18 protein-coding genes are annotated in these 24,008 nt (G+C 66.2%); 10 read left to right on the top strand and 8 right to left on the bottom strand.

Features of this window, described 5'->3' with window-relative positions; all coding sequences use genetic code 11:
* Positions 1–123 precede the first annotated feature (123 nt).
* Complete coding sequence (locus QX070_RS24950; RefSeq protein ID WP_315739816.1) at positions 124–1,092, top strand: zinc-binding alcohol dehydrogenase family protein; 969 nt, start codon at positions 124–126, stop codon at positions 1,090–1,092.
* A gap of 74 nt (positions 1,093–1,166) precedes the next feature.
* Here QX070_RS24950 and QX070_RS24955 read toward each other — a convergent pair whose 3' ends face one another.
* Positions 1,167–1,295, bottom strand: coding sequence for a hypothetical protein (locus tag QX070_RS24955; protein ID WP_315739817.1), 129 nt, complete (start codon positions 1,293–1,295; stop codon positions 1,167–1,169).
* Here QX070_RS24955 and QX070_RS24960 point away from each other — a divergent pair.
* Complete coding sequence (locus QX070_RS24960; RefSeq protein ID WP_315739818.1) at positions 1,276–2,589, top strand: cation diffusion facilitator family transporter; 1,314 nt, start codon at positions 1,276–1,278, stop codon at positions 2,587–2,589. The two genes, QX070_RS24955 and QX070_RS24960, sit on opposite strands and share 20 nt — an antisense overlap.
* Positions 2,590–2,796: 207 nt before the next feature.
* Positions 2,797–5,121, top strand: coding sequence for a PAS domain-containing sensor histidine kinase (locus QX070_RS24965; protein ID WP_315739819.1), 2,325 nt, complete (start codon positions 2,797–2,799; stop codon positions 5,119–5,121).
* 242 nt (positions 5,122–5,363) lie between these two features.
* On the opposite strand, the gene QX070_RS24970 is transcribed toward QX070_RS24965, so the two are convergent.
* The gene (locus tag QX070_RS24970; RefSeq protein ID WP_315739820.1) at positions 5,364–5,510 is read right to left on the bottom strand and encodes a hypothetical protein; all 147 of its coding nucleotides are present in this window, start codon (positions 5,508–5,510) and stop codon (positions 5,364–5,366) included.
* Here QX070_RS24970 and QX070_RS24975 point away from each other — a divergent pair.
* Complete coding sequence (locus QX070_RS24975) at positions 5,494–6,006, top strand: isoprenylcysteine carboxyl methyltransferase family protein (RefSeq protein WP_315739821.1); 513 nt, start codon at positions 5,494–5,496, stop codon at positions 6,004–6,006. The genes QX070_RS24970 and QX070_RS24975 overlap by 17 nt on opposite strands.
* Positions 6,007–6,261: 255 nt before the next feature.
* Positions 6,262–6,603, top strand: coding sequence for an antibiotic biosynthesis monooxygenase (locus tag QX070_RS24980; RefSeq protein WP_315739930.1), 342 nt, complete (start codon positions 6,262–6,264; stop codon positions 6,601–6,603).
* Between the two features lie 200 nt (positions 6,604–6,803).
* Here QX070_RS24980 and QX070_RS24985 read toward each other — a convergent pair whose 3' ends face one another.
* Positions 6,804–7,697 carry a LysR family transcriptional regulator gene (locus QX070_RS24985; protein ID WP_315739822.1) on the bottom strand — a complete coding sequence of 298 codons (894 nt, stop codon included), beginning with the start codon at positions 7,695–7,697 and terminating at the stop codon, positions 6,804–6,806.
* A gap of 261 nt (positions 7,698–7,958) precedes the next feature.
* On the opposite strand from QX070_RS24985, the gene QX070_RS24990 reads away from it, so the two are divergent.
* Genes QX070_RS24990 through QX070_RS25010 form a run of 5 tightly spaced genes read left to right on the top strand, consistent with a single transcriptional unit; the run spans position 7,959 to position 13,973 of the window.
* Positions 7,959–8,435, top strand: coding sequence for a formate dehydrogenase subunit gamma (locus tag QX070_RS24990; RefSeq protein ID WP_315739931.1), 477 nt, complete (start codon positions 7,959–7,961; stop codon positions 8,433–8,435).
* Positions 8,432–9,988: an NADH-quinone oxidoreductase subunit NuoF gene (locus tag QX070_RS24995; protein ID WP_315739823.1), complete on the top strand. Its 1,557-nt coding sequence runs from the start codon at positions 8,432–8,434 to the stop codon at positions 9,986–9,988. Before QX070_RS24990 ends, QX070_RS24995 begins: the two co-directional genes overlap by 4 nt.
* Before the next feature lie 23 nt (positions 9,989–10,011).
* Positions 10,012–12,891 (top strand): formate dehydrogenase subunit alpha, encoded by a 2,880-nt coding sequence (gene fdhF, locus QX070_RS25000; protein ID WP_315739824.1) that lies wholly within the window; start codon positions 10,012–10,014, stop codon positions 12,889–12,891.
* Between the two features lies 1 nt (position 12,892).
* The gene (gene fdhD / locus QX070_RS25005) at positions 12,893–13,741 is read left to right on the top strand and encodes a formate dehydrogenase accessory sulfurtransferase FdhD (protein WP_315739825.1); all 849 of its coding nucleotides are present in this window, start codon (positions 12,893–12,895) and stop codon (positions 13,739–13,741) included.
* On the top strand, positions 13,731–13,973 hold the full coding sequence (locus QX070_RS25010; protein WP_315739826.1) for a formate dehydrogenase subunit delta: 243 nt from the start codon (positions 13,731–13,733) through the stop codon (positions 13,971–13,973). The genes fdhD and QX070_RS25010 overlap by 11 nt, the downstream gene beginning before the upstream one ends.
* A gap of 33 nt (positions 13,974–14,006) precedes the next feature.
* Here the strand turns inward: QX070_RS25010 and QX070_RS25015 are convergent, their stop codons facing one another.
* From QX070_RS25015 to QX070_RS25035, 5 genes are all read right to left on the bottom strand, one after another.
* Complete coding sequence (locus tag QX070_RS25015; protein ID WP_315739827.1) at positions 14,007–16,964, bottom strand: bifunctional [glutamine synthetase] adenylyltransferase/[glutamine synthetase]-adenylyl-L-tyrosine phosphorylase; 2,958 nt, start codon at positions 16,962–16,964, stop codon at positions 14,007–14,009.
* The gene (locus tag QX070_RS25020; RefSeq protein ID WP_315739828.1) at positions 16,961–18,418 is read right to left on the bottom strand and encodes an ATP-binding protein; all 1,458 of its coding nucleotides are present in this window, start codon (positions 18,416–18,418) and stop codon (positions 16,961–16,963) included. Before QX070_RS25020 ends, QX070_RS25015 begins: the two co-directional genes overlap by 4 nt.
* Positions 18,402–19,082 carry a response regulator transcription factor gene (locus tag QX070_RS25025; RefSeq protein ID WP_315739932.1) on the bottom strand — a complete coding sequence of 227 codons (681 nt, stop codon included), beginning with the start codon at positions 19,080–19,082 and terminating at the stop codon, positions 18,402–18,404. Before QX070_RS25025 ends, QX070_RS25020 begins: the two co-directional genes overlap by 17 nt.
* A 259-nt stretch (positions 19,083–19,341) precedes the next feature.
* Positions 19,342–20,925 (bottom strand): Do family serine endopeptidase, encoded by a 1,584-nt coding sequence (locus QX070_RS25030; RefSeq protein WP_315739829.1) that lies wholly within the window; start codon positions 20,923–20,925, stop codon positions 19,342–19,344.
* Between the two features lie 1,009 nt (positions 20,926–21,934).
* A complete protein-coding gene (locus QX070_RS25035; RefSeq protein WP_315739830.1) occupies positions 21,935–23,551 on the bottom strand; it encodes an IS1182 family transposase in 1,617 nt (538 codons plus the stop codon).
* Positions 23,552–24,008 lie beyond the last annotated feature (457 nt).

The raw sequence follows: 24,008 nt of genomic DNA on the forward strand, positions 1-24,008 counted from the left end.
TCAGCGGAACCGGTTCATGACTGAGAGAGTCTTGTCGGAGCAGCGCGCCGCCTGTTAGGCGGTGCGCAGAGAGGAGCGGCACAGTAAGGTCGCCGCTCATGCCGACCCGACAGGATCCTCGCGATGAAAGCCTATGTGTATGGCGCCCAGGGCGCCGCGATCACCGATATCGCCAAGCCCGCACCGAAGGGCACGCAGGTCCTGGTGCGCGTGCGCGCCTGCGGCCTCAATTGCGCCGACCTCGGCATGACAAAGGGGCATGTGCATGGCGTCGCCGGCGGCGTCGGCACGGTGCTCGGCATGGAATGGGCCGGCGAGGTCGCCGAGCTCGGTCCCGACGCCAGGGGCGTCAAGATCGGCGACAAGGTCATGGGCTCGGGCAGCGCGGCGTTCGCCGAATACACCCTTGCCGACCATGGCCGCCTGTTCCACGCGCCGTCGAACATGAACTTCGACGAGGCTGCCACGCTCCCGATCGCGCTGACCACGATGCACAACGCCGTCATCACCAACGGCGCTTTGCAGCCGGGCCAGCGCGTGCTGGTGCAGGGCGCGAGCTCCGGCGTCGGCCTGATGGCGATGCAGATCGCAAAGCTCAAGGGCGCCTCCCTGGTGGTGGGCTCCTCGACCGATGCGATGCGCCGCCAACGGCTCAACGAGTTCGGCGCCGATCTCGCCATCGACTCCAGCGATCCCGCCTGGGTCGATCAGGTGCTGCAGGCGACCAACGGCGAGGGCGTCGATCTGATCATCGACCAGGTGTCGGGCAAGGTCGCCAATCAGAACCTCGCCGCGACCAAGGTCCTCGGCCGCATCGTCAATGTCGGCCGGCTCGGCGGCACCCATGCCGACTTCAACTTCGACCTGCACGCGGCGCGCCGCATCACCTATGTCGGCGTCACCTTCCGCACCCGTTCGATCGAGGAGATCCGTACGATCTTCGACGAGGTGAAAAAGGACATCTGGAGTGCGGTCGAGCAGCGCACGCTGCGGCTGCCGATCGACCGCGTCTTCGCCTTCGACGACATTGGCGCGGCGTTCGCGCACATGGAGGCGAACAAGCATCTCGGCAAGATCGTGGTGACCTTGTGAACGCAAGCTTCTGAGATTTAGAAGCACTCGAAACAGCGCACGGTCCACGCCCATGGACCGCGCGATCCTGGCTTTCATGGTGCGGCCTCGGCTGCTACATCCGCCGCCATGAGAGACGCCGCCTCCCATATCGATTCCGGGAAAACCCGTGTCGCCGCGATCTCGATCGCGGCGAGCGCCAGCATGGCCGCGGCGAAGTTCATCGTCGGCATCCTGATCGGCAGTCTCGCGCTCGTCTCCGAGGCACTGCACAGCGCCGTCGACGTCGTCGCCACCGTGATCACCTGGATGGTGGTTCGGGTATCGGACCGGCCGGCCGACGACGAGCATCATTACGGCCACGGCAAGCTGGAGAGCCTATCGGCGCTCGGCGTCATCGCCCTGCTCTACGTGCTGGCCGGCGGCGTGCTGGTGGAATCCGTCAGCCGGCTGCGCGAGGCGGCGGCGCCGCCGTCGCTGTCGGCGATTCCGTTCGTGGTGCTGCTGGTCGACATCGCCGTCAACTTCTGGCGCGCCCGCGCGCTGCACCGCGCCGCGCACGAGACCCACAGCCAGGCGCTCGCCGCCGACGCGCTGCATTTCGCCTCCGACGTGCTCGGCTCGATCGCCGTCATCGCCGGCCTCGTCCTCACCGCGCTCGGGTTCTGGTGGGGGGATTCCGCCGCCGCGGTCGCGGTCGCCCTGATGATCTCCGTGCTCGGCCTGCGGCTGGCGCGCTCCACCGTAGAAACACTGCTCGACCGCGCGCCAGAGGGTGCGGCCGAGAAGGCGCGCGCCGCGATCCGTTCGATCAATGGCGTCGTCGATGTCGAGCGGCTACGGGTCCGGCTCGTCGGCGCGACGCATTTCGTCGACGCCACGGTGCAGGTGCCGCGCACCTACCCGATCGACCGCGTGCACGAGATCAAGCGCGATGCGCAGGCCGCGGTCGATGCCAGCCTGTCCGGCGCCGACGTCACCTTCACGACGGTGCCGGTCGCGCTCAGCAACGAGAGCGTCCGCGAGCGCATCATGGTGATCGCGCGCAATTCCGGCCTCGCGATCCATCACGTCACCGTCCATGACGTCGGTGGCCGCCTGATCGTCGCGATCGACCTCGAGGTCGACGGCGACATGAGCCTGTTCGGAGCGCATGCCATCGCGCACGAGCTGGAACGCAGCATCCGCGCCGAATTCGGCGCCGACGTCGAGGTCGACACCCATATCGAGCCGCTCGAGCCCGAGCTGCCATTCGGCGTCGATGCGCCAGCGCAGCGGATCGCCGAGATCGCCGAGGCCCTGCAGCGCCTCGCCGCCGAGACCGACATGTACGACGTACACAATGTCCGCGTCCGCAACACCGAGGCCGGCGAGATCGTCAACTTCCACTGCCGCGCCGCGCCGTCGATGAGCGTGCTGAAGGTGCACGACAATGTCGACCACATCGAGCGCGGGGTGCGTCGCGCCTTCCCGAGCGTCAAGCGCGTCATCAGTCACGCCGAGCCGCCGCACGGCTGAAGCATGAAAGTCATGCTGCGTTCCCGCTTCGGACTCACTCTGCCGGCCTTTCGCCATGGCAATTCCGCATTGGATAAGATTTATTAGCTTTTGCCAAATCGTTGACTCTCGACAGCCCGACAAATCTGGATTCAAATCAACTTGATTCGGAAGCGGCTGGGGCTCTTTCGAAATTCGGGTATCCAAGAAGTTTCGGGGGTCTTCAGCATGGCGCGTGCGCATGCCGCGAACGCGTGCGTCCAATCTTCTGATTCCATCAAAGGGTTGGCGCAATCGATCGCGAAACCGGCCTATCAAAGGCTACTGACTGCTGAGCCGGTATTGCGTCGTGCTGTCCCTACTTTGATCATCGCCTTTCTCGTCACCATCTGTCTCGGCGCCTTCGTCCAGGTGCTCGACCAGAGCCGTCAGAAGCGCGGCGCGACCAAGCGCGACCTGGCCGCGATCTCCGACCTGCTCGCCGACCGCATCGGTCATCTGGCGATGCGCCCGGACCGCATCGCCCACATCGAGCATCTGCAGAGCCTGCTGCCCGACCTGATCCCCGCCTGGGGAGCGGCGGCCGGACGCCACGTGATCGTCACCGGCGCCGACCACCGCATCCTGGCCCGGGTTCCGGTCGACGCAGCGCTCGGCGAGAACGACCGCATCCTCGATCTGATCTCGACCGCGCAGCTCTTGGCCACGCCCGGCCTGCAGGGCGCGGTCACCGAGATCACCTTGCCGAACGGCCGTCCGGCCTTCGCGGTGTCACAGTTGATCAAGGCGCTGCCCGGCCGCGTCGTCGTGATCCAGGAGAAGCTCGAGCCGATCTGGGGCTCGGACGCCGCGCTCTCCGTGACCTTGTCGGCGACGACGGGCTTCGTCGTGCTGATCCTGGGCTTCGCCTTCCACTGGCAGTCGACGCGCGCCCGCGAGGGCGACCTGATCAACGACGCGGTGCGTGGCCGCATCGACACCGCGCTCAACCGCGGCCGCTGCGGGCTGTGGGACTGGGACCTGTCGCGCGGGCGCATCTTCTGGTCGAACTCGATGTTCGCGATGCTCGGCCTCGAAAACCGCACCGACCTCCTCACCTTCGGCGAGGTCAACGCGCTGGTGAACTCGGACGACATCGACCTGTTCGCGATCGCCGACCAGCTCGTCGCCGGCGGCATCCACCAGATCGACCAGAGCTTCCGGATGCGCCACACCGAGGGCCACTGGATCTGGCTCCGGGTCCGTTGCGAGCTCAGCCAGGGCACCTCCGACTCCGGCCTGCACCTGATCGGCATCGCGGTCGACGTCACCGAGCAGAAGAGCCTGGTCGAGAAGACCGTCGAGGCAGACCTCCGCCTGCGGGACGCGATCGAGACGATCTCGGAAGCCTTCGTGCTGTGGGACGCCAACAACCGGCTCGTGCTGTGCAACTCGCATTTCCAGAAGCTGCACAAGCTGCCGGACTCCGCCGTGATCCCCGGCACCTCCTACGAGACCGTCATCGAGGTCGGCAAGATGCCGGAGATCCGCACCCGGCTGCACGACCACAGCCAGCAGGCGCCGGGCGGGCGCACCTTCGAGGCCCAGCTCGACGACGGCAGCTGGCTGCACATCTCCGAGCGCCGCACCAAGGACGGCGGCTACGTCTCGGTCGGCACCGACATCACCCGCATCAAGGAGCACGAGCAGAAGCTCGTCGACAACGACCTGCGCCTGCGCGCCACCGTGATCGACCTGCAGCGCTCGCAGAGCGCGCTGGAGCGCCAGGCGATCGAGCTCGCCGACCTCGCCGAGAAGTACTCGCAGGAAAAGACCCGCGCCGAGGAAGCCAACCAGACCAAGTCGAAATTCCTCGCCAACATGAGCCACGAGCTGCGCACGCCGCTCAACGCCATCATCGGCTTCTCCGAGATCATGGGCAGCGGCATGTTCGGCTCGCTCGGCTCAGAGAAGTATCAGGAGTACTGCCACGACATCCTGACCTCTGGTCAGTATCTGCTCGAAGTAATCAACGACATCCTCGACATGTCGAAGATCGAGGCCGGCCGCATGAAGCTCGACATGGAGCCGCTGGACCTCGCCAAGACGCTGGCCGAATCCCTGCGCGTCGTCTCCGGCCGCGCCCAGGACAAGAGCCTGGTGCTCGACGCCGACATCGGAGGCAGCATCCCCGTCGTCGCCGACCGCCGCGCCACCAAGCAGATCATGGTCAACCTGCTGTCCAACGCGGTGAAGTTCACTCCCGAAGGCGGCCGGGTCACGATGCGCAGCCGCGTGTTCGAGGACAAGGTCGTGCTCATCATCGCCGACACCGGCATCGGCATCCCCGCCCAGTCGCTGGCGCGGCTCGGCCGACCGTTCGAGCAGGTCGAGAGCCAGATGACCAAGACCTATCACGGCTCCGGCCTGGGGCTCGCGATCGCCCGCTCGCTGGCCCAGCTGCACGGCGGCTCGATGCGGCTGCGCTCGCGGCTGGAGTTCGGCACCGTGGTCCGCGTCACCCTGCCCCGCGACGCCCATAAGGCAACAGCGAGCATCTCCGTCGCGGCATGAGTTGCGTGCGTGGTGCCGTAGGGCGGGCAAAGGCGCGCCCGCGAGACGCGCGTTGAGCTGTGCTCTCTCGCGCGCCGTGCCCACCGATGTTCGCGACGCAGACGGTGGGCACGCGCCGCCCTGCGGGCGGCTCTTTGCCCACCCTACGCCAGCTACAAAAACGTCGTCGTGCACGGCTGCATCGACACAGACCGCTGTCGTCCCAGCAACCTCTCGCGGTACATGACGCCCAAGGTCTGCAATCAGCTGCCCTTTTCGCCGCGTGCGCTGACATCGGCCTCGCACTTAGTAAGCAACATTAGCAGAATGTGGTATTGACGCACCTGCGCATCGGCAACTAAGGCAATCGCTCCGAAATCTGGAGTGCCGAGCGTGATCATCGCCTTCATTGTCGCCGCCTTTGCCTATCGTTTTGCCATGCTCGCCGTCTCGATCCGCAACGAGAAGCGGCTGCGCGCCAACGGCGCGACCGAATACGGAGCATCGGTTTCGCGCTGGCTTGCGATCGCCCATGTCGCCTTCTACCTCGCCGCGACGACCGAGGGCCTTGTCCGCGACGCCCCGGTCGACGCCGTCAGCATCACGGGGTTCGTGATCTATCTGTTCGGTGCGGTGATGCTGTTCGTGGTGTCACGGCTGCTCGGCCGGTTTTGGACCGTCAAGCTGATGATCGCGCGGGACCATGCGCTGGTGACGCATCCGCTGTTCCGGATGGTCCGCCATCCCAACTACTTCCTCAACATCCTGCCCGAGCTGATCGGCTACGCCCTGACGCTGCACGCCTATGTCACGCTCGTGGTCGGCATGACCATCTATGCCGTGCCGCTCGTCTTGCGCATCCGGCAGGAGGAGAAAGTGATGCGGGAGAGGTTTGCGGGCTATTAGTCCTGCCACGCCACGATCACCCTCAATTCGGGGGGCGTCAACGGGAGGGCGCGAAGCGGCCTCGCTGACGATGGAAGCTGGAATCTCCATATGGTTCGGGACGGCGGATTCCGGGTTCAAGGCCTATAGGTCTTGCCCCGGAACGATGGTGGCTGTCTGACACATCGGTCGCAGAAAGCGCAATTTTGACCAAGTGCACTGCCACCGGCCTGTGCGAGTTCTCGGGTGAACATCGTCACGACGGAGGACGATCAGATGCTGAAGCGTATATGGCGCGGCTGGACCAGGGCAACGGATGCCGATGCCTATGAGGAGCTGCTGAGGTCGACAATCTTTCCGGCCATTGTGGATCAGGCAATCGAAGGATTTCTAGGCATCGAGCTGCTGCGCAGACCGCTGGAGGCCGAGGTCGAATTCGTGACGATCATGACCTTCGTCGATCAGGCGGCGGTGGTTCGCTTTGCGGGTCCAGCGCATGACACGGCGGTGGTGCCGCCCGCGGCGCGGAAGCTGCTCAGCCGCTATGACAGCCATGCCGCGCATTATGAGCTGAAGACCACGCGCCGCGCGCAAGGTCAGGGTTCCCCAACCGCATGAGAGCCCGAAGTCTGCCGATGACGCCAGCGAGGTCGGTGACGACGCCGACCGTCGCCACGGCAGCAACCTGATTGCCTCGTTGCGCTCGCAATGACGAGAGGAGACAATTTGCGCCATCATGGCGAGCGCAATCCAGGCCATTGTTCACCGCCGGTGGTGAGACACGGCGTCAGCGGCAACTCAGCTGCCGGACATGCGCCTCACGCCTGCAGGCTCGGTGCGACCTCGCGCGCGACCTGCACCAGGGCTGCGATCAGCGGCGTCATCGGGTCACGCTGCGGGATGACGAGGCCGATCTGGTAGTTGATCACGGGATCGATGATCGGGATCGAGCGCACCTTGTCGGCGAGGCCGAGCGTCTCGGCAAGCTTGGCCGGCATGACACTGGCCCAGCGGCCGGTCTTCACATGGGTGTAGAGCACGAGCAGCGAGTTCGAGGTGAGCGTTGGCGTGACGTCGTTACCGGCGGCGCGCAGCGCGCGGTCGATGATGCGGCGGTTCTGCATGTCCGGCGTCAGCAGGCACAGCGGCACCTGCCCGACCTCCTGCCAAGTCACCTGCTCGCGATCGCCGAACATCGCGTCGGGCGCGGTCAGCAGGCGGTAGCTTTCGTTGTAGAGCGGGATGGTGCGGACACGGCCGATCGGCTCGTTCTCGATGTAGGTCAGGCCGGCATCGACCTCGAGATTCTCCAAGAGGCCGAGCACGTCGGCCGACGTGCACGACATGATGCGGAACCGGACCTCCGGATGCTTGGCGCGGAACGGCGTCGTCAGCGAGGCCACCATGCCGAGCACGGTCGGCACCGCCGCGATGCGGATCTCGCCCGACAGCTTGTCCTTGAGGCCGTTGATCTCCTGGCGCATCGCCCGGAAGTCGCCGACGATCCGGCGCGCCCAATCCAGCGTTCGCTCGCCTTCGGGCGTGAACCCCTGGAACCGCGATCCCCGCTGCACCAGCATGACGCCGAGGATCTCCTCCAGCTGCTTGATGCTGGTCGACATGGTCGGCTGGGTGACACCGCACGCCTCCGCCGCCCGGCCAAAATGACGCTCCTTGGCCAACGCCAGCAGCAGTTCGAGCTTGTCGATCAAGAGGTCGGCCTTCCAGCGGTTGAACGGCCCGGTTCCGCACGTTTTCGGCGTTGCCAGCCATGGTGAAACCCTATCACGACGAGGGGGGCGCCGACATGGTAAAACACGCCGCAGCCCTGTCGCGCGAACGCCTGTTTTTCGTCAACTTCTAGCTATCTCTCGATTGCGTTTCGCTATCGCAGCACGGGACTGCTTTATTGATATCTCGAGCAATTCCAATTTGGATGTGCGAAACGCTTGCAACGCAGAATCGGGACCAGGATGACGCCGGTGTACGAAAGTTGGGACGCGGCGCGCGGCGCCGAGATCATCGCCGAACATAGCAGCATGGAGGGCGCAACCTTGCCCATCCTCCATGCGTTGCAGGAGACGTTCGGCTACGTGCCGGAGGATGCCATTCCGATGATCGCGTCCGCCCTGAACCTGTCGCGCGCCGAGGTTTACGGCGTGTTCACGTTCTACCATGATTTCCGCGCCAAGAAGGCCGGTCGTCACGTGCTGAAGCTGTGCCGCGCCGAAGCCTGCCAGGCCGCCGGCGGTGATGCGCTCGCGGCGCGCGCCGAGGCCAAGCTCGGCGTCGCCCTCGGCAACACCACGGCTGACGAGCGCGTCACGCTCGAGCCGATCTACTGTCTCGGCCTGTGCGCAACCGCGCCGTCGGCCATGCTCGATGGACGCCTGGTCGGCCGGCTCGACGAAGCCCGGATCGATGCTCTCGTCTCGGAGGCCCAGCGATGAGCGTGCGTCTTTTTGTCCCGTGTGATGCCGGCGCGCTCGCTGTCGGCGCCGATGAGGTCGCGCAGGCGCTGCACAAGGCGGCGCTGGAGCGCAATGTCGACATCGAAATCGTCCGCAACGGCTCGCGTGGGTTGTACTGGCTGGAGCCGCTGGTCGAACTGGAGACGGCGCAGGGCCGCTTCGGCTTCGGTCCGGTGACAGCCGACGACGTGCCGTCGCTGCTCGACGCCATCATCGCCGACAAGTCGCACAAGCTCTCGCTCGGCCTGACCGAGGAGATCCCGTGGCTGAAGCGGCAGACCCGCCTCACCTTCGCCCGCTGCGGCATCGTCGATCCGCTGTCACTCGAGGACTATCGCGCCCATGGCGGCTACAAGGGCCTGACGCGCGCGCTGACGCTGTCGCCGGATGCGGTCATTGCCGAGGTCACGACGTCGGGCCTGCGCGGCCGCGGCGGCGCCGGCTTCCCGACCGGCATCAAGTGGAAGACGGTGGCGCAGACGGCGGCCGACCGCAAATACGTCATCTGCAATGCCGACGAGGGCGACAGCGGCACCTTCGCCGACCGTATGCTGATGGAAGGCGATCCCTTCGTGCTGATCGAAGGCATGACCATCTGCGGCATCGCGGTGGGCGCCACCAAGGGCTACATCTACACGCGCTCCGAATATCCGCACGCGATCGCCACCATGACCAAGGCGATCGACATCGCCCGGAAGGCCGGCCTGCTCGGCGACAAGATCGCCGGCTCCAACCACACCTTTGATCTCGAGGTGCGCACCGGCGCCGGCGCCTATGTTTGCGGCGAAGAGACCGCGCTGATGGAAAGCCTCGAAGGCAAGCGCGGACTGGTTCGCGCCAAGCCGCCGCTGCCCGCCCATCATGGGCTGTTCGGCAAGCCGACCGTGGTCAACAACCTGCTATCGTTCGCCGCGATCCCCTTCATCCTCAATGAAGGCGCCAAGGCCTATGCCGATTTCGGCATGGGGCGCTCGCGCGGCACGATGCCGATCCAGATCGCCGGCAACGTCAAGTTCGGCGGGCTGTTCGAGACCGCGTTCGGCATCACGCTGGGCGAACTCGTCGACGACGTCGGCGGCGGCACCCTCACTGGCCGCCCTGTCCGCGCGGTGCAGGTCGGCGGGCCGCTCGGCGCCTACTTCCCGCGTGCGCTGTTCGACACGCCGTTCGACTACGAGGCGTTCGCGGCCAAGGACGGCCTGATCGGCCATGGCGGCATCGTCGTGTTCGACGACACCGTCGACATGTCGAAGCAGGCACGCTTCGCGATGGAGTTCTGCGCCATCGAATCCTGCGGCAAGTGCACGCCGTGCCGCATCGGCTCGACCCGCGGCGCCGAGACCATCGACAAGATCCGCCGCGGCGAGCGCGTCGCCGAGAATATCGCTCTGGTCGAGGACCTCTGCGGCACTATGAAGCTCGGCTCGCTGTGCGCACTTGGCGGCTTCACGCCCTACCCTGTGCTATCAGCGCTCAGGCACTTCCGCGAAGATTTCGGACCCCAGCAGCCGCGCCTGCAGGCCGCGGAATAGGCTATCGGGAAAGGACACCGACCATGTCGCTCATCCACGAAACCGATTACGGCACGCCCCGCTCCAAGTCCGAGACGATGGTCACGCTCACCATCGACGGTCAGAGCATCACCGTTCCCGAAGGCACCTCGATCATGCGCGCGGCCATGGAGGCCGGCACGCAGATCCCGAAGCTGTGCGCGACCGACATGGTCGATGCGTTCGGCTCCTGCCGCCTCTGCCTCGTCGAGGTCGAGGGCCGTGCCGGCACGCCGGCCTCCTGCACCACGCCGGTGGCCGCGGGCCTCGTCGTCCACACCCAGACCGAGCGGCTGAAGAAGCTGCGCAAGGGCGTGATGGAGCTCTACATCTCCGACCATCCGCTCGACTGTCTGACCTGCGCCGCGAATGGCGATTGCGAGCTGCAGGACATGGCCGGCGCGGTCGGCCTGCGCGACGTCCGCTACGGCAACCAGGGTGAGAACCACGTGTTCGCCGACGCCTGCGGCGAGGCCAATCCTGCCTGGCTGCCGAAGGACGAATCGAACCCCTATTTCACCTACGATCCCTCCAAGTGCATCGTCTGCTCGCGCTGCGTCCGCGCCTGCGAGGAGGTGCAAGGCACGTTCGCGCTGACCATCTCCGGCCGCGGCTTCGACAGCCGGGTGTCGCCGGGCATGAGCGAGAGCTTCCTCGGCTCGGAATGCGTGTCCTGCGGCGCCTGCGTGCAGGCCTGCCCGACCGCGACCCTGACCGAGAAGAGCGTGATCGAGATCGGCCAGCCCGAGCATTCCGCCGTCACCACCTGCGCCTATTGCGGCGTCGGCTGCACCTTCAAGGCCGAGATGCGCGGCGAAGAAGTCGTGCGCATGATGCCCTACAAGGACGGCAAGGCCAATCGCGGCCATTCCTGCGTCAAGGGCCGCTTCGCCTATGGCTACGCGACCCACAAGGAGCGCATCCTCAAGCCGATGATCCGCGAGACCATCGACCAGCCCTGGCGCGAGGTCTCCTACGACGAGGCCTTCAAGTTCGCAGCCGACAAACTGCGAGGCATCCAGGCAAAGCATGGCCGCGACTCGATCGGCGGCATCACCTCGTCCCGCTGCACCAACGAAGAGACCTATCTGGTGCAAAAGCTGATCCGCGCCGGCTTCGGCAACAACAATGTCGACACCTGCGCCCGCGTCTGCCACTCGCCGACCGGCTACGGCCTTGCCACCACCTTCGGCACCTCCGCCGGCACCCAGGACTTCGACTCGGTCGAGGACAGCGACGTCATCATGGTGATCGGCGCCAACCCGACCGACGCGCATCCGGTGTTCGGCTCGCGCATGAAGAAGCGGCTGCGCGAGGGCGCCAAGCTGATCGTCGTCGATCCGCGCAAGATCGACCTCGTGAAGTCAGCGCACATCAAGGCGGACTATCATCTGCCACTGCTGCCCGGCACCAACGTCGCCATCCTGACCGCGCTGGCGCATGTCATCGTCACCGAAGGCCTCGTCAACGAGACCTTCGTGCGCGAGCGCTGCGACTGGAGCGAGTTCCAGGACTGGGCCGAGTTCGTCGCGCTCGAGAAGAACAGCCCCGAGGCGATCGCCAGCATTTCCGGCGTGGACCCGGAAGCGATCCGCGGCGCGGCCCGGCTCTACGCCAAGGGCGGCAACGGCGCGATCTATTACGGCCTCGGCGTGACCGAGCACAGCCAGGGCTCGACCACGGTGATCGCGATCGCCAACCTCGCGATGGCGACCGGCAATATCGGCCGCCGCGGCGTCGGTGTGAACCCGCTGCGTGGCCAGAACAACGTGCAGGGCTCGTGCGACATGGGCTCGTTCCCGCACGAGCTGCCGGGCTACCGGCACATCTCGGGCGACGCCGTGCGCGACCAGTTCGAGGCGATGTGGAACGTCAAGCTCAACCCTGAGCCGGGCCTGCGCATCCCCAACATGTTCGACTCCGCGATCGAAGGCACCTTCATGGGCCTCTACGTGCAGGGCGAGGACATCCTGCAGTCGGATCCCAACACCACGCATGTGGTGCAGGCGCTGTCGTCGATGGAATGCGTCATCGTCCAGGACCTGTTCCTGAACGAGACCGCCAACTACGCCCACGTGTTCCTGCCCGGCTCGACCTTCCTGGAGAAGGACGGCACCTTCACCAACGCCGAGCGCCGCATCCAGCGCGTGCGCAAGGTGATGAGCCCGCGCAACGGCCTCGCCGATTGGGAGGTCACGATCGGTCTCGCCAAGGCGATGGGCTTCGAGATGAAGTACAACCATCCGTCCGAGATCATGGACGAGATCGCGGCGCTGACGCCGACCTTTGCCGGCGTTTCCTACCAGAAGCTCGAGGAAATGGGCTCGGTGCAGTGGCCCTGCAACGAGAAGTTCCCCGAGGGCTCGCCGATCATGCATGTCGACGGCTTCGTCCGCGGCAAGGGCAAGTTCGTGGTCACCGAGTATGTCGCGACCGACGAGCGCACCGGCCCGCGCTTCCCGCTGCTGCTGACCACCGGCCGCATTCTGTCGCAGTACAATGTCGGCGCTCAGACAAGGCGCACCGACAACGTGGTGTGGCATGGCGAGGACGTGCTGGAGATCCATCCGCACGACGCCGAGCAGCGCGGCATCCGCGACGGCGACTGGGTGCGGCTGACCAGCCGCGCCGGCGAGACCACGCTGCATGCGCTGATCTCCGAGCGCGTGGCGCCGGGGGTGGTCTACACCACCTTCCACCACCCGCTGACCCAGGCCAACGTCATCACGACAGACTATTCGGACTGGGCGACCAACTGTCCGGAGTACAAGGTCACGGCGGTGCAGGTGTCGCAGTCCAACGGACCGTCGGACTGGCAGAAGGCCTATGACGAGCAGGCCCGCAACTCGCGTCGCATCGCCCCGATCGTGGAGGCGGCGGAGTAGCATGACCGATGCAGTGCGCATCGCGGATCGTCTGGTCTGGCGCGACGGAGCCCTCACCGAGGGCCACCGCCGCGTGCCGGAGGAGACCGCGGTCGCGCTGACCTACAATGGCGGCACCCAGGCCGTCATGATGGCGACCCCGCAGGATCTCACCGACTTCGCCATCGGCTTCAGCCTCAACGAGGGCATCATCGCCAGCCGCGACGACATCATCTCGCTCGATGTCGTCGAGCTCACCGACGGCATCGAGCTCAGGATGTGGCTGCCGCCGGAGCTTGCTGCGCGCATGGCAGAGCGCCGCCGCAGCCTCGCCGGTCCCACCGGCTGCGGACTGTGCGGCATCGACTCCATCGCGGAAGCGGTGCGGCCGGTGGCGCGCGTGCCCGCGGGCCGGCGCTTCGCGCCGCGCGACGTCATGACCGCGCTCGCCGCGATCGAGCCGCTGCAGAAGCTCAATCGCGAGACCCGCGCCGTGCACGCCGCGGCGTTCTGGACGCCGGCGCGCGGCATCGTTGCGCTCCGCGAGGATGTCGGCCGCCACAATGCGCTCGACAAGCTCGCCGGCCACCTCGCGCAGGCGCGAAGCATTGCGACCGAAGGCATCGTGCTCATGACGAGCCGCGTCTCCGTCGAGCTGGTGCAGAAGGCCGCGGCTATGGGCGCCCCCGTTCTGGTCGCAGTGTCAGCACCGACCGCGCTCGCCATCCGCATGGCCGAGTCCGCGGGGATCACGCTGATTGCGGTGGCCCGCAACGACGGCTTCGAAATCTTCACCCATCCCGACCGGATCGTCGCGAGCGCCGAGACCGGCGCGCGATCAACACAGACGGACAACACCCATGTCGCATAACCCCTCCGAGCGCCTCGTCTACATGGCCAACCAGATCGGCAAGTTCTTCCAGAGCCAGGGGCAGGAGAAAGAGGTCGCCGGCGTCGCCGAGCACATCAAGAAGTTCTGGGACCCGCGGATGCTCAAGACGATCTATGCGCATCACGATGCTGGCGGCGCCGGCCTCGACCCGGCGGTGAAGGAAGCGATCGGCCGGCTGAAGCAGGCGGCGGTCACCAAGGAAAAGGCATAGGCGGCCGGCTGTCCTACCGCGCGCCTGGTCCGGTCATCCCTCCACGAGTGCGGTGAACACGCGCCGCACCTCGGTCTGCGTTTCGCGCAGCCTCGCCTCGAGCGCCGAGAAATCCGGCGCGTCGCCCGCCCGGGTCATCACCCGCAGCAGGTCCTCGCCGGCCTGATCCGGCTTGAACTTGTCGCTGACGCACAGCCGCACGATCTGCGTCAGATCGTGATAGAGCCGCGCGGCCTGACGCAGGATCACGGCTTCAGCACGCGGTAGCACGCCGAGCCGCTCGGCATTGTCCAGCACCGCAAGCGTGCTGACATCGAGAATCTCCGGCGTCGTCGCGGCATGGACGAGCTGCAGATATTGCGCGACGAAGTCGATGTCGACCATGCCGCCGGCGGCGTGCTTGAGATCCCACAGATCGGCCTCGCCCTTCTCGGCGGCGATCGCGCGGCGCATGTCGGCGACGTCGCGCGCGATCGCGCTCCTGTCGCGCGGCCGGCGCAGCGCCGCCTGGATGATCTCCTCGATGTGCGCCCGAAACGCCGGCGACGCCGAGATCACCCGCGCGCGCGTCAGCGCCATGTGCTCCCAGGTCCACGCCTCGTGCTCCTGGTAGTGCGCAAAGGAGTCGATGTGCGAGGCCAGCGGACCGGCGCGACCCGACGGCCGCAGCCGCATGTCGATGTCGTAGAGCACGCCGTAATTGGTGCGCGAGGTGAAGGCTGAAATCAGCCGCTGGGTGAAGCGCGCAAAATAATGCGCGCCCTGCAGCGAGCGCTCGCCGTCGGAATCCGGCGCGTCGGCATCGAAATCATACAGCAAAATCAGGTCGAGATCGGAGGAGGCCGTCATCTCGCGCGCGCCGAGCCGCCCCATCGCCACGATCGCGGTCTCCTGGCCCTTGATGCGGCCATGCTGGGCGGCAAAGCGGTCGGTCACGAGATCATGCACGGTGTGCACGATGCCCTCGGCGACATCGGCGAACGCGGTGCCGGCCTGCTGCGCCGACACCGTCCCCGAGAGGATGCGCGTGCCGATCAGGAATAGGCTCTCCTGGCCGAACAGCCTGAGACGATCGAGAAACTCCTCATAGGTCCCGGCATCCTGCAGCGTCGACGCCAGCCGCTCCGACAATTCACGCCGGTCCGGGATGGCGCCGAAGAAGCGCGGATCGATCAGGCCGTCCATCAGCCGCGGCTGCCGCGCCAACATGTCGCCGAGCCGAGGCGCCGCCCCGAGCACGAGCGCAACGAGCGCAACGAGGTCGCGGTTCTGCCCGAGCAGGGTGATCAGGCGGCCGCCGAGCTGCAGTGCCTGCAGGAAACGGTCGAAGGCGACGACCGCGCGATCCGGCTCGTCGGCATGGGCGAGGCCATCGATCAGCGCGGGCAGGAAATCGGTGAACGCGGTGCGCGTCGCATCGGTGCGGAACACGCGGTACTCGCCCGCGAGCCATTGCTGCAGGGTCTTGGCGACCATCACGGGATCGCGGAAGCCCAATGCGGCAAGATGCTCCATCAGGCGCGGCTCGTCGGGACCGGCGCCGTAGTTCACCGCCGGCAGGCTGACAGTGCCGGTGGGATCGCCCTCGAACAGCCTGGCGTAATGTCCCTGCACGACGGCGAGATGGAACAGCAGATCGGTCGCGAACCGCTCGCGGCTCTCATAGCCGAAAAAGCATGCGAAGCGGCTCACGCCCTCGATATCGTCGGGCAGGCTGTGGATCTGCTCGTCCGCCATCATCTGCAGCCGGTGCTCGACCCTGCGCAGGAACTCATAAGCCGTGGTGAGCTCGTCACGCGCCTGCTCCGTGATCCACTTGCTGGCGGTGAGCACGTCGAGCGCCTGCAGGGTCGGACGCACCCGCAGCTCGGGGTGTCTTCCACCGGCGATCAGTTGCTGGGTCTGGGCGAAGAACTCGATCTCGCGGATGCCGCCGCGCCCGACCTTGACGTTGTGGCCCTCGACCGCGATCTCGCTGTGGCCGCGATAGACCTGCATCTGCCGCTTCATGTCGTGGACGTCGGTCAGCGCCTGGAAGTCGAGATGCTTGCGCCATACGAAGGGCGACAGCTCCGCCAGCATCGCCTCGCCCGCGACGACGTCGCCGGCACAGACCCGCGCCTTGATCATCGCGGCGCGTTCCCAGGTGCGGCCCTCGCGCTCGTAGTAATGCAGCGCTGCCTCGGTCGACATCGCCACCTGCGTCGAGGCCGGATCCGGCCGCAGCCGGAGATCGACGCGGAATACATAGCCGTCCGCGGTGCGGCTCTGCAGCAGCCGCGCCATCGCTTGCGTCACGCGGACGAAGAACGGCTGCGGCTCGATGTCGCGCGCCAGCGAATTGACCTCGGGGTCGAAGAACACGATCAGGTCGATGTCGCTCGAATAGTTGAGCTCGCCCGCGCCCATCTTGCCCATCGCGAGCACGAACAGGCCGCTGCCCTGCTCCGGATCGTCGGCATCAACGGGCGCAAGCCGGCCGCGCACCGTCTCCAGGCGCAGCAGATACCGCAGCGCCATCTGCACCGAGGACACCGCGACGTCGGTCAGCCCCGCCGTCACCTGCATCACCGGCCACACGCCGCCGATGTCGCACAGCGCGATCAGCAGCGCCGCCTCGGATTTCAGCCGCCGCAGCAGGCTCATCACCTCGGTTTCGCTGGAGGCGGCGAACACCTCGCGGCCGGTGCGGGCGATCAGCTCGGAAAGGTGCGCCTGCGGGTCGCAGCGCAGAAGACGGTCCAGACGATGGCCGTCGGCGCGGACGAGATCGAACAGATAGGGCGAGCACTCGGCAATCCCGAGCAGGATGGTTCGCGGCCAGCCGCCGGCGAGCAGCGCGCGGAGCGAGACGGCCAAGGACGGCTCAAGCTCGGCGAGCCACTCGTGGAGGCGGTGTTCGGCTTTGTCGGGCGCACGGACATGCGGGCCGGCAACGAAACGTTCGGCCAGCGTCTGCCCGTCCGCGTTTCCCGGCGCGGATGAGGTCATGCGGCCTTCTGTGGCACATCCTGCGCCGGCGCCGCAAGCTTCGCGGGCACGCCGGCACCGGCCGGCAGCACCAGCGTCGCGATCAGCCCCGGCCTGGCATCGGCGAGCCGGAGCTCGCCGCCATGCAGGGTCGCGACGGCGGACGCCAAGCTGAGACCGAGGCCGGACCCCGGCAAGGTGCGGCTCGCCTCCAGCCGCACGAAACGCTCGACGGCGCGCTTGCGCTCGGCCTCGGGAATGCCCTCGCCATGATCGGTGACGCTGAGCAGCACCTGTCCGCCCTCGCGCCGCGCCTCGATCAGGATCTCGCGGCTATCAGCGGCGGCGGCATCGAGCGGCAGCGCCGCCGGCTTGCCGTATTTGATCGCGTTCTCGACGAGATTGGCGAGCGCCTGGCTGATCAGCTCGCGATTGCCATGCACCGGCGCGGCCGCGGCCTTGACCCGCAACGTCATCTCATTGTCCTCGGCCAGCGGCTCGTACAATTCGTGGATGCCGCCGGCAACCTCGGCCGCGTCGAACTCGACCATGTCGCCGCGCGCCTGCCCGGACTCCGCCCGCGCGATCATCAAGAGCGCGTTGAAGGTGCGGATCAGGCCGTCGGATTCCTCGATCGTGCGCTCCAGCGCGGCGCGATATTCGTCCTCGGAGCGCGACTTCGCCAGCGCCTCCTCGGCGCGGTTGCGCAGCCGCGTCAGCGGCGTCTTCAGGTCATGCGCGATGTTGTCGGAGACCTCCTTGAGGCCGGTCATCAGCGCCTCGATGCGCTCCAGCATCGCATTGAGATTTTCGGCCAGGCGATCGAGCTCGTCGCCGCTGCGCCCGACCGGCAGCCGGCCCGAGAGATCGCCATCCATGATCCGCCGCGTCGTGCCGGTCATCGCATCGATCCGGCGCAGCACGCGCCGCGCCACGAAGATGCCGCCGCCGATGCCGAGCACCATGACCACGAGCACCGACCATTGCGCCGCCTTGGCGACGATGCCGAACAGCCGGCGCCGTTCCTCGAGGTCGCGACCGATCAGGAGCCGAAAGCCGTTGGAGAGCTGCGTGACGTAGACCAGCGCGCGGTGGTTCTGCTCGCTGGAATCATCGAGCCGGCGATAGAAGGTCTCCGACCAGCCGGACGAGCCCATCACGCCCGCCGCCAGCGAGCCGACATTGCCGGCGATCATCTGTCCTGTCGGCGTGGTGATGAGATAGAGATTGGCACCGGGCCGCAGCGCGCGGCTCTCGATCGCGCCGACGATTCCGCGCAGGCCCCAGCGGGAGAAGATGTCGGTCATCTCGCTGATTTCGGAGGTGACCGTGGTCGAGATCTGCTCAGTGATGAGGCGGCGGGTGTTCCAGGCGAAATAGCCGAGCAGCGAGGCTGCGAACAGCGCAAACAACAGCAGATAGACCAGCGTCAGCCGGAACGCCGTGGTGCGGATCAGCTTACCGAAGGCCGTCACGGATCATGTACCCCGCGCCGCGGATGGTGTGGAGCAGCGGGCGGTCAAAACCCTTGTCGATCTTGGAGCGCAGCCGCGAGATGTGGACGTCGATCACGTTGGTCTGCGGATCGAAGTGATAATCCCAGACGTTCTCCAGGAGCATGGTGCGCGTGACCACCTGCCCCGCGTGCTTCATCAGATATTCGAGCAGGCGGAACTCGCGCGGCTGCAGGGTCAGCTCGTCCTTGCCGCGCGCAACCCTGTGAGAAAGACGGTCGAGCTCGAGATCGCCGACCTTGTAGGTCGTCTCCTCGGCCGGGCCGCCATGGCGGCGCGACAGCACCTCGACGCGGGCGAGCAGCTCGGCAAAGGCGTAGGGCTTCGGCAGATAGTCGTCGCCGCCGGCGCGCAGGCCCTTGATGCGGTCGTCGACCTGGCCGAGCGCCGACAGAATGAGCACCGGCGTCCGGTTGCCCTCGTCGCGCAGCGCGCCGATCAGCGACAGGCCGTCGCGCTTGGGCAGCATGCGGTCGACCACCAGCACGTCGTAATCCCCGCTTTCGGCCATGGCGAGCCCCTCCTCGCCGTCGCTGGCGAGGTCTGCGACATGTCCGACCTCGCGGAACGCCTTGACCAGATAGTCGGCGGACTCGCGGTCGTCTTCGATGATCAGGAGGCGCATTGCGGAAACGGGGGCGGTGGTCACGGTTGGTGTCCATCTACATGGACCGGCCGCGGTTTCCGTGCAAGGCGGCGTGGGCCCGGGGTTGATCGGCAGCAAAGTGGGCGGTGAGGTTGGGGGACCTCACCGCCCGAGTTCCTTCCGACGGAGGGGGGCGTTGTCCAACGGAAGGTCTGTGGGAGCGGAACTTTAAGCCCGCCCCAGGAAGAGCCGCCGACGCGGGGGCACTTGCCGGCGGCCTCCCATCTCGTAAGGGCTCTTAGCCCTTGGCCAGCGGCACCGCGACGAAGCGCGACTGGCCGCCGCTCTTCACGCGCATCAGCACGCTGTTCTTGTTGTCGGCCTTCGCGGCGTTGATGGCCTCGCGGACGTCACCGGCAGAGGTCACCGACTTGCCCGCGACCTCCAGGATGACGTCGCCTTCCTTGAAGCCGCGATCGGCGGCCGCGCTCTTCGGATCGACCTCGGTGACGACGACGCCGTCCTTGCCGGCGCCGGCGACGCTCGAAGCGGGCGCGACGGTCATGCCGAGCTTCGGCACGTCGGCGCCGCGGGTCGGGCTCGCATTGTCGCCGCCGGTGTCGGCCTTGGCCTCGATCGTGTTCGGCAGCTTGCCGAGCGTCAGGTTGATGGTCTTCTCCTGGCCCTTCTGCAGGACGTTGAGCTTGACCGAGGCGCCCGGCGCAATGCCGCCGATGGTGCGGGCGAGCTCACGCGCGTCCTTCACCGGCTCGCCATTGACCGCGGTGATGACGTCGCCGGACTGGATGCCGGCCTTCGCCGCCGGACCATTGGCCTGGGGCTCTGCGACCAGCGCGCCCTCGGCCTTCTTCATGCCGAGGCTGTCGGCGATATCCTGCGTCACCGGCTGGATCTGCACGCCGATCCAGCCGCGGCTGACCGAGCCGCTGTCCTTGAGCTGCGCGATCACACTCTTCACCGTCGAGGCGGGGATCGAGAACGCGATGCCGACGCTGCCGCCGGACGGCGAATAGATCGCGGTGTTGACGCCGACCACATTGCCGTCGACATCGAACGCCGGACCGCCGGAGTTGCCCTTGTTCACGGGCGCGTCGATCTGGATGAAATCGTCATAGGGGCCGTTGCCGATGTCGCGGCCCACCGCCGAGACGATGCCGGCCGTCACCGTGCCGCCGAGGCCGAACGGATTGCCGACCGCCAGTACCCAGTCGCCGATGCGCGGCTTGCCGTCGGCGAGCTTGGCGAACGGGAAGTTCGAGCTGCCCTCCACCTTGATCAGCGCCAGATCCGTGCGCTGGTCGGTGCCGATCACCTTGGCGCTGTAGGTCTTGCCGTCGTCGGTCGTCACCTCGACCTTGTTGGCGCCGTCGACCACGTGGTTGTTGGTCACGGCATAGCCGTCGGCGGAGATGAAGAAGCCGGAGCCCTGCCCGGTCACGGCGCGGCCGCCACCACGGCCGCCGCGGCCCGGCATGCCGGGAATGCCGTTCTCACCGCCGAAGCGGCGGAAGAAGCGCTCCATCGGCGAGCCCGGCTGGAACGGCGTATCGTCGTCGCTGTCGTCCTTGGCGACCTTCTCCGCGATGTTGACCTTGACCGAAATCACCGACGGCTTCACCCGCTCCACGATGTCGGCAAAGCCGACGGGGCGCGCGACCTTGCTGACCTCGTTGGCGACCTGCGCGTGCGCCGAGGTCGAGAACAGATCGACCGGCGCCCCCTGCGGCGCCAGGCCATAGGCGGCGACGCCGAGGCCCGCGACCACGGAGGCCATCAGCGCGAACTTGCGCGCCGAGAACAGCCCGCGCCGGGGCTGGCGATAGGACGGAAGCGAGGACAGGTCGGTCGGACGGTCAGTCATACGGTTTTCTCCGCAAGCGATTTTGGTCAAGGTCTAAACTGGGGTCCCGGGCCGTGCGCCCCGTTCGCCAGTGAAGATGGGGGCCGCCGCCTTACGGCGTGCTGGCTGCGGCGTTAAACTTCTGTAATGGACGGACACGAACACTGCGGCGGAATGGCGCAGATGGTGGAGCGCGACAGAAAAGCCTTGCGAGACCAGGCGCTTGCCCACGTCCCGGCCGCCCCGTAGCGGCCATCATTTTGGCCGGTCCGACCAAAGTCGTAACCCCCGTAGGGCGGGTTAGCCGCAGGCGTAACCCGCCGCCTTTCCAACAGCCCCCGATCCAGCCGCCGCACATCCGCCCGCACCGGAGCCAGCCCCCGGCGGATGACGCTTTCGCTAATCCGCCCCACCCGTCCGGTGCGCTCGCAATGACGCCCGGAGCAACTATCCTGATCCACACTATCAAACAGCATGTGGAGAAAACTAACCGCGAGTCGAGCCTCCACATCCTCGCGACGCATCCCGCGCCCGAGCTATGCCCTTGAACTCGCACCCTCGCATCGAGGGCACAGGGAAGGCCGGGCGCTGGCCGCGCCCGTGGCCCGCCTGCGGAAAAAAATGCAGGCGGCAGGTACCACAGGTCTGGCCGAACACGCCCGGCCCTCCCTGTGCGATGGTGTTAACGATTATACGTGATCTCCCCGGGGACCGGCTGTCTTGCCCCCGTCGCCGGCGGATCATCACCACCGGCTTGGCCTCAGCACCGGGAGGCCAGGACCACACGATTTCCCGTCCGCGATCCGCCGTTCGTCGGCGAGGCCAAAGCCCCGCTGCGGCAGCCCGCGTCCATCGCATTCCATCCCGACGTCCGTGACGATCGCGATACGCTCCCTCAGCGGAACGGAACGCGGTGGAGCATAAGGGTGATTTGGGGTGGGAGGCAAGAGGATTTTTGATTTTCGGAAAGTATTGACTAGATTGTGTAAGAACGACTGATTTGCCCGACGAGGCTGGGCAAGAATCCGAATTAGGGGGGTGAGAGGGCTCGGCGCGGTGCAATTTCGAGCCATGACTGCATCATGGTCCAGAATCGGATCAGGGCAAGCGAAACCGCCTCCCATGCGCCCCTCGCTTCGCCGGAAGTGGCATGTAGAGCTGCAAGAGCCCATTCGGCGATGCGGGCGAGGAAGTCGTCGAAGCCGAGAATGTTGAGGGCGCGGGTGAGATTGTAGCAGAGCGCCATGAGGCTCCATTCCCCGCGAACCTTGTCGAAGCCGCGGACAAGGAAGTGCTGATAGCCGGCGCGGCACTTGAGCGTGCCGAACGGGTGCTCGACGATGGCCGAGCGGCGGCGCATCAATTGGCCGGCCTGTTCGCTCGCCATCCTCTGGCGGTGACGATCCAGCACCTCTTCGTGCTCCCATCGAGAGACGCGGCGGCTTTTTTCCTTCGCAGAGAGACAAGACGCCTTGAGGGGGCAGATGCCGCAAGTCGCCACGGAGGCCAGGTAGCGGCGTTCCATCCTGCCGCTCGTATTCTTCCAGAGCTTCTTTGTTGGATGCAGCGCTTGGTCTGCGGGACACTGGTAGGTGTCGGTCGCGGAATTGTAGGTGAAGTCACCTCGCGTGAAGCGACCGTGCTTCTTGCCATTGCCGTGATGCAGCGGGACATAGGCGGTGACGCCGTCATCCTCGCAAGCCTTGATATCCTCGCTGTTGTAATAGCCGACATCTGCCAGTATCTGCAGCGCCTCGACCTGGAGGCCCTCCTTGGCCGCCTTCGCCATCATATGAAGGTGTCCTGTATCGCTGCGATTGACGACCTCGCTGGCGATGATCAGCTTATGCTTGTCGTCGACGACGCTCTGGACATTGTAGCCTGCGATCGTCTGGTCGCCCTTGCTCAGCAGTCGCGCATCGGAATCGGTCTTCGACACCTGTCCCTTGTCGCCCTTGTCCAGGTTCTCCAGATCGGACTGTGCGCGTTCACGCCTGGCCATCAGCTCCTTGATCTTGTCCCCGACATCGCCGCCATCCTTGTTGCCATCCTTGCCGTCGTCGGGCTGCTTCGCTTCCGCCGCGTCGTTGGTGTCGAGAGACTTGCCGTACGCCTCAATCTCCTCATCGAGCTTGGCGATCTGTTTGGCGAGCTTCCCGCGCGTGAAGATGCTGTCCTTGCTGGCATTGCCGTGGAACAGCGCGCCGTCGACCGCGACCAGGGTCCCGCCGATCAACCCGATCTCCTGCAGCAACAGGACGAAGCTACGGTTCGCCGCCTTCAAGGCAGCCCAGTTCTCCTTGCGGAAGTTCGCAATCGTCCGATAGCCGGGCTTCAGGTTCCTCAACAACCAGATTAGCTCCAGATTGCGGCCGGCTTCACGCTCGAGCCGGCGCGACGATCTGATCTGGTTCAGATAACCATAGAGATAAAGCTTCAGCAGGTCCGCCGGATCGTACGGCGGCTGCCCGACACCCGATCCCCTCCGCTTGGCGTGGCGGAAGCCAAGCTTGGCCAGATCGAGAGCGTTGACGTAGCTGTCAATCGCACGAACCGGATTGTCCGGCCCGACATAATCCTCAATCCGAGGCGGAAGCAGGCTCTTTTGATCGCGGCTCTCGCCGCTCTTGAACGGCCGATTCGTCATGCCCCCAAATCTTACCGTGAACACTGAGTTCTTGCCCAGCCTCGACGGGCAAGAGTTGCGGAGTTGACATCACCAACACCCAGAGACCATTTAAGATCTAATACGTTTCGACTTTAGATCGTGATAGGCAACCCAGATGCGGTTCGTCTTCAGCAATATCGCCGCGGCCCTCATTCGGCTGACTGTAATAACCGCGATCACCGTTTTTCTCGCCGCTTATCAGCTCTCGCCGCAGAGTGTGGTCGAGGCATTGCTGAATAACCCGCCTGCATGGACAACCAATCCTTTGGTCAGACTCGGAGTGCTCTTTTTAGGAGGAGCAGCAGTCGCGTTGCTGCTGAATTGGGACAGGCTTTTCACGACCCGGCTCAACCGCGATCGAAGAGCGCTAGTGGACCGAGCATTCGGATCGCTACCACTGGAATCCCGCGAATGGCTGATCCAGCACTACGCGGGC

The sequence above is a fragment of the Bradyrhizobium sp. SZCCHNR1093 genome (assembly GCF_032381175.1).
Classification (GTDB): Bacteria; Pseudomonadota; Alphaproteobacteria; order Rhizobiales; family Xanthobacteraceae; genus Bradyrhizobium.

Excerpts from the sequence above, each read along its gene's own strand:
- QX070_RS25030 (WP_315739829.1), bottom strand. The coding sequence starts at position 20,925 with ATGACTGACCGTCCGACCGACCTGTCCTCGCTTCCGTCCTATCGCCAG.
- QX070_RS24955 (WP_315739817.1), bottom strand. The coding sequence starts at position 1,295 with ATGAACTTCGCCGCGGCCATGCTGGCGCTCGCCGCGATCGAGATCGCG.
- fdhD (WP_315739825.1), top strand. The coding sequence starts at position 12,893 with ATGACCGATGCAGTGCGCATCGCGGATCGTCTGGTCTGGCGCGACGGA.
- QX070_RS24950 (WP_315739816.1), top strand. The coding sequence starts at position 124 with ATGAAAGCCTATGTGTATGGCGCCCAGGGCGCCGCGATCACCGATATC.
- QX070_RS25035 (WP_315739830.1), bottom strand. The coding sequence starts at position 23,551 with ATGACGAATCGGCCGTTCAAGAGCGGCGAGAGCCGCGATCAAAAGAGC.
- QX070_RS24990 (WP_315739931.1), top strand. The coding sequence starts at position 7,959 with ATGACGCCGGTGTACGAAAGTTGGGACGCGGCGCGCGGCGCCGAGATC.
- QX070_RS25015 (WP_315739827.1), bottom strand. The coding sequence starts at position 16,964 with ATGACCTCATCCGCGCCGGGAAACGCGGACGGGCAGACGCTGGCCGAA.
- QX070_RS24960 (WP_315739818.1), top strand. The coding sequence starts at position 1,276 with ATGGCCGCGGCGAAGTTCATCGTCGGCATCCTGATCGGCAGTCTCGCG.
- QX070_RS25010 (WP_315739826.1), top strand. The coding sequence starts at position 13,731 with ATGTCGCATAACCCCTCCGAGCGCCTCGTCTACATGGCCAACCAGATC.
- QX070_RS24995 (WP_315739823.1), top strand. The coding sequence starts at position 8,432 with ATGAGCGTGCGTCTTTTTGTCCCGTGTGATGCCGGCGCGCTCGCTGTC.
- QX070_RS25025 (WP_315739932.1), bottom strand. The coding sequence starts at position 19,082 with ATGCGCCTCCTGATCATCGAAGACGACCGCGAGTCCGCCGACTATCTG.
- QX070_RS24970 (WP_315739820.1), bottom strand. The coding sequence starts at position 5,510 with ATGAAGGCGATGATCACGCTCGGCACTCCAGATTTCGGAGCGATTGCC.
- QX070_RS24980 (WP_315739930.1), top strand. The coding sequence starts at position 6,262 with ATGCTGAAGCGTATATGGCGCGGCTGGACCAGGGCAACGGATGCCGAT.
- QX070_RS24965 (WP_315739819.1), top strand. The coding sequence starts at position 2,797 with ATGGCGCGTGCGCATGCCGCGAACGCGTGCGTCCAATCTTCTGATTCC.
- fdhF (WP_315739824.1), top strand. The coding sequence starts at position 10,012 with ATGTCGCTCATCCACGAAACCGATTACGGCACGCCCCGCTCCAAGTCC.